Raw genomic sequence first — 3710 nt, forward strand, 5'->3', positions numbered from 1 at the left:
AAAGCGACCAGCGAAAGATTTGGCAGCTTGCGCTGCCAAAAAAATGCGCTCGTCATCTTGACGACCGGCCGGCTAATGGGCGCGTCATCCGGCAGCTACGCGACGAAACGGACCACGCCGCCATCCACCCGTAAAGCCGCGCCGGATGTCGCCGAAGCCTGCTCCGAGCATGCGTAGATGATCATGTTGGCCACCTCATCGGTGGTCGCGAAGCGTTGGATGAGGGTGGTCGGACGCATTGCCTTCAGGAAGCCCTGCTCGGCTTCCTGCTGCGTGATTCCGTTTGCTTCGGCCTGCTTCGCCATGAAGTCGCCCAGGATCTCGGAGCGGGTGGGTCCCGGCAGGACGGCGTTGACGGTGACGCCCGTGCCCGCGACCGCCTCGGCAAGCCCGCGTGAGACCGCGAGTTGAGCGGTCTTGGTCATGCCGTAGTCGAGCATTTCCTTGGGGATGTTGACCGCGGACTCGCTACTTACAAACACGACGCGGCCCCAGCCTTTCGCCGCCATCCGCGGCAGGTAATGACGGGTCACGCGCACGCCACTCATGACGTTCAACTGGAAGAGGCCGAGCCAGTCCTCGTCGGGGATCTTCGCGATGTCCTCGACGCCATTGTAGCCCCGGATGTGAGCCGTACCAACGTTGTTCACAAGGATATCGGCGTCCGGCGCCTGCGCGATCAAGGCCTCGGCACGCTCCGCTGTCGCAAGATCGGCGGCGATACCCGAGATGTCGCTTCCGGGAAAGGCCTGCCGCATCTGCCGCACCGCCTCATCGACCCGGGTATTGCCACGGCCGTTGACGACGACCGATGCGCCGGCACGGACCAGCCCCTCCGCCGTCGCGCGGCCGATACCGGCGGTGGATCCGGTGACAATCGCCTTGCGGCCCCTGAGTTCAATATTCATGTCATTCATCTCCAATGGTAGGTGGTGATCATCCGCCGATCCAGGGGGTTACGGGCGTTACGGGGAGTTAAGTGCACTGTCACCGTAACTCCCGCGTAACCCCGTAATCCGCAATGCGTCGATTACTGCTCCTTCTTGAACAGATCCTTGAAGATGAGCCGGCCCCAGGTGCGGCCGCGTGCGTGCACCAGCGCGCCACCCTCGTTGAGCTTTCCCAAGTCGACCGGTGCGAACCCGAGTTGTTTGGCCAAGGCCGCCACCGGAGCGATCGCGTCCTCGTCGTCACCAGACAGAAAGACCACCCGGTGACCGCCCTCGACCACCGGATCGGCAGCCAGGGTGGCCGCAGGCAGGTGATTGAACCCTTTGACGAGCCTGGCGCCGGTGAACGCCTTCGCGACGAACGCGGAGGACGGCAGACCGTGCAGCTCTTCAGGGACTGGAAACGCGTTCATGGCGTCGATGATCGTCTTGCCTTTCCAGCTCGGCAGGGCCTTCGCAACCTCGCGATGCTCTCCGAACGGGACCGCCAGGATGATGGTGTCGGCCTCGAGTGCATCCCGCAGCGACTTGGCGACGACCCTGGGTCCAATCGCCCGGACCTGCGGCGCCAACGCCTCGGGCGGCCGGCGGCTCGCAACCGTCACGTCGATGTTTTTGCGGGCGAAGGCGTGGGCGAGCGCCTGGCCTATCTTGCCGAATCCTACAATCGCATAGCTCATTTGAACTTCTCCGATCCGTGTTGATATTGATTTGCTGGCGCTTCAGATCGCCGAGAAGCCGCCGTCGACAGACAACTCCACCCCATTCACGAAGCTCGAATCGTCTGAAGCGAGAAACAGCGCGACCGCCGCAATCTCCTCGGGACGACCCATCTTTCCCCGCGGGATCAGGGATTCGAACATCCGCTTCGCCTCCTCGGTGAGAACCTGATCCTGCATCGGTGTGGCGATCGGCCCCGGGTGCAGCACGTTCACCCGGATGTTCCTGCCCTTCAGTTCGTTGAGCCAACCGCGTGCGAATGCGTGCAACGTCGCCTTGCTCGCCGCATACACGCTGTAGCCAGGAAAACCTTTGATCGAAGCAACTGACCCGGTCATGAAGATTGATCCGCCATCGCGAAACAGCGGCAACGCCTTCTGGACCGTAAACAGCGTGCCGCGCGCATTCAGGTTGAAGGTCGCATCGAAATGCTGCTCGGTAATCTCGCCCAGTGGGACGGCTTCGCCCGTGCCGGCGCTCGCGTAGAGGATGTCGATCCCGCCCTTCTGCCGCTTGACCGTGTCGAACAGGCGGTCGAGATCGCCGAGATTGGCCGCGTCGCCGCGCACGCCGGTCACGTTCCGGCCGATCAGCTTGACGGCCTCGTCCAGCGCCTCCTGCCTCCGGCCCGTGATGAATACATAGGCGCCTTCTTCAACGAAGCGCCTGGCGCTCGCCAGCGCCATGCCGCTCGATCCACCCGTGACGACGGCAACCTTACCCTCAAGCTTTCCCATAACTTCTCCTGTCGTGATGTCGGGACAGCATCTGCCCCCGAGAAGCTCGAGATGGGTCTGCCGGCCTCACGCGGCGAGTGCGGAAGCGCGCACATCGGTGGTGCGAAATCGATCCGGCTGAACGACTGCAGTCGGCCGCAATCGGTGTCCGCCGTTCGGAAATTGGACCGCGCTTGCCGCCATAGGGCTAGGACGACCGCCCCTACTGCTGGTCGATGTGTTAGAGACGGGATTCGGGAAGGCGCACCGCGCGGTGCGGGATTGCACCATGATCGACTGGGATGACGTTCGCTACTTTCTTGCCGTCGCGCGCGGAGGCTCGGTGCGGGCGGCCGCCGAGCGCCTCGGCGTGAACCACGCGACCGTGCTGCGACGCATCGCCCAGCTCGAGGAACGCCTCGGGGTCCACATGTTCGAAAAGCTGCCGTCGGGCTACCGCGTGACGGCTGCGGGCGAGGAGGTGCTCGAGTTCGCGGACCAGATGGAAGCGTCGTCGCACCAGCTGGAGACGCGCGTCTTCGGCCGCGACCAGAGCGTGCGCGGGCTGCTGCGGGTGACGCTGGCGCCGCCGCTGGCGACACACCTGCTGATGCCGGACTTCGCCGATTTCGCGCGTCTGCATCCTGATATCGAGATGGAAATCCTGTCGTCCGGCGAGCTGGCAAATCTGACCAACCGCGAGGCCGACGTCGCGATCCGCGTCGTCTACGACCGCAAAACCCTGCCGCTCAATCTTCACGGCCTGAAGGGACCGGAGCTGTTCGGCGGCGTCTACATGTCCCGCGATCGACTGGCCGCGTGGCGTGCGGGCGCGCCTGATCCGATCCGGTGGATCGTCATCAGCATTCATGGAATCCCGGACTGGGCCAGCGAGGGTGAGGTTCGCACCACCGGCGTTCCATTCAGGATCACCGACGCCGAGGCGCAGATCGCTGCCGTACGGCAAGGGCTCGGGATGACGACACTGCCGTGCTTCGTCGGCGATGCCGACCCCCTGCTGGTGAGGGTGCCGGGTACCGAGCTGCACATGTATGGAACGGTCTGGCTGCTCGCACAGGGGGACACACGCAAGACGAAGCGCGTGCGGCTGTTCACGGAGTTCGTATCCCGCAGGCTCGCCGCGTACGCGCCGCTTCTCGCGGGACTGTCGATATCGCGCGAGTGAGGCGGGGGAGGTCGGCGGCGGAGTTACGCGGACAGTGCACAAAATTGCCTTTGACCGGCATTGCGGATAGGGCGTGCCCTGCAGGATGGACAGTTTTGTGCACTGAAGATCATCTAGCCCTGTCTCTTATACACATCT

4 protein-coding genes are annotated in these 3710 nt (G+C 64.0%); 1 reads left to right on the top strand and 3 read right to left on the bottom strand.

Annotated elements, in window-relative coordinates; genetic code table 11:
• Positions 1-95 precede the first annotated feature (95 nt).
• From FXB38_RS42055 to FXB38_RS42065, 3 genes are all read right to left on the bottom strand, one after another.
• Positions 96-908: an SDR family NAD(P)-dependent oxidoreductase gene (locus FXB38_RS42055; protein WP_148756709.1), complete on the bottom strand. Its 813-nt coding sequence runs from the start codon at positions 906-908 to the stop codon at positions 96-98.
• A gap of 122 nt (positions 909-1030) precedes the next feature.
• On the bottom strand, positions 1031-1630 hold the full coding sequence (locus tag FXB38_RS42060) for an NADPH-dependent F420 reductase (protein WP_148756710.1): 600 nt from the start codon (positions 1628-1630) through the stop codon (positions 1031-1033).
• Positions 1631-1672: 42 nt separating this feature from the next.
• Complete coding sequence (locus FXB38_RS42065) at positions 1673-2407, bottom strand: SDR family NAD(P)-dependent oxidoreductase (protein ID WP_148756711.1); 735 nt, start codon at positions 2405-2407, stop codon at positions 1673-1675.
• 268 nt (positions 2408-2675) lie between these two features.
• Between FXB38_RS42065 and FXB38_RS42070 the strand changes: the two genes are divergently transcribed.
• The gene (locus FXB38_RS42070; protein ID WP_148756712.1) at positions 2676-3572 is read left to right on the top strand and encodes a LysR family transcriptional regulator; all 897 of its coding nucleotides are present in this window, start codon (positions 2676-2678) and stop codon (positions 3570-3572) included.
• The last annotated feature ends 138 nt before the right edge of the window (positions 3573-3710 follow it).

This window comes from Bradyrhizobium cytisi (assembly GCF_008123515.1).
GTDB classification, from domain to species: Bacteria; Pseudomonadota; Alphaproteobacteria; order Rhizobiales; family Xanthobacteraceae; genus Bradyrhizobium; species Bradyrhizobium cytisi.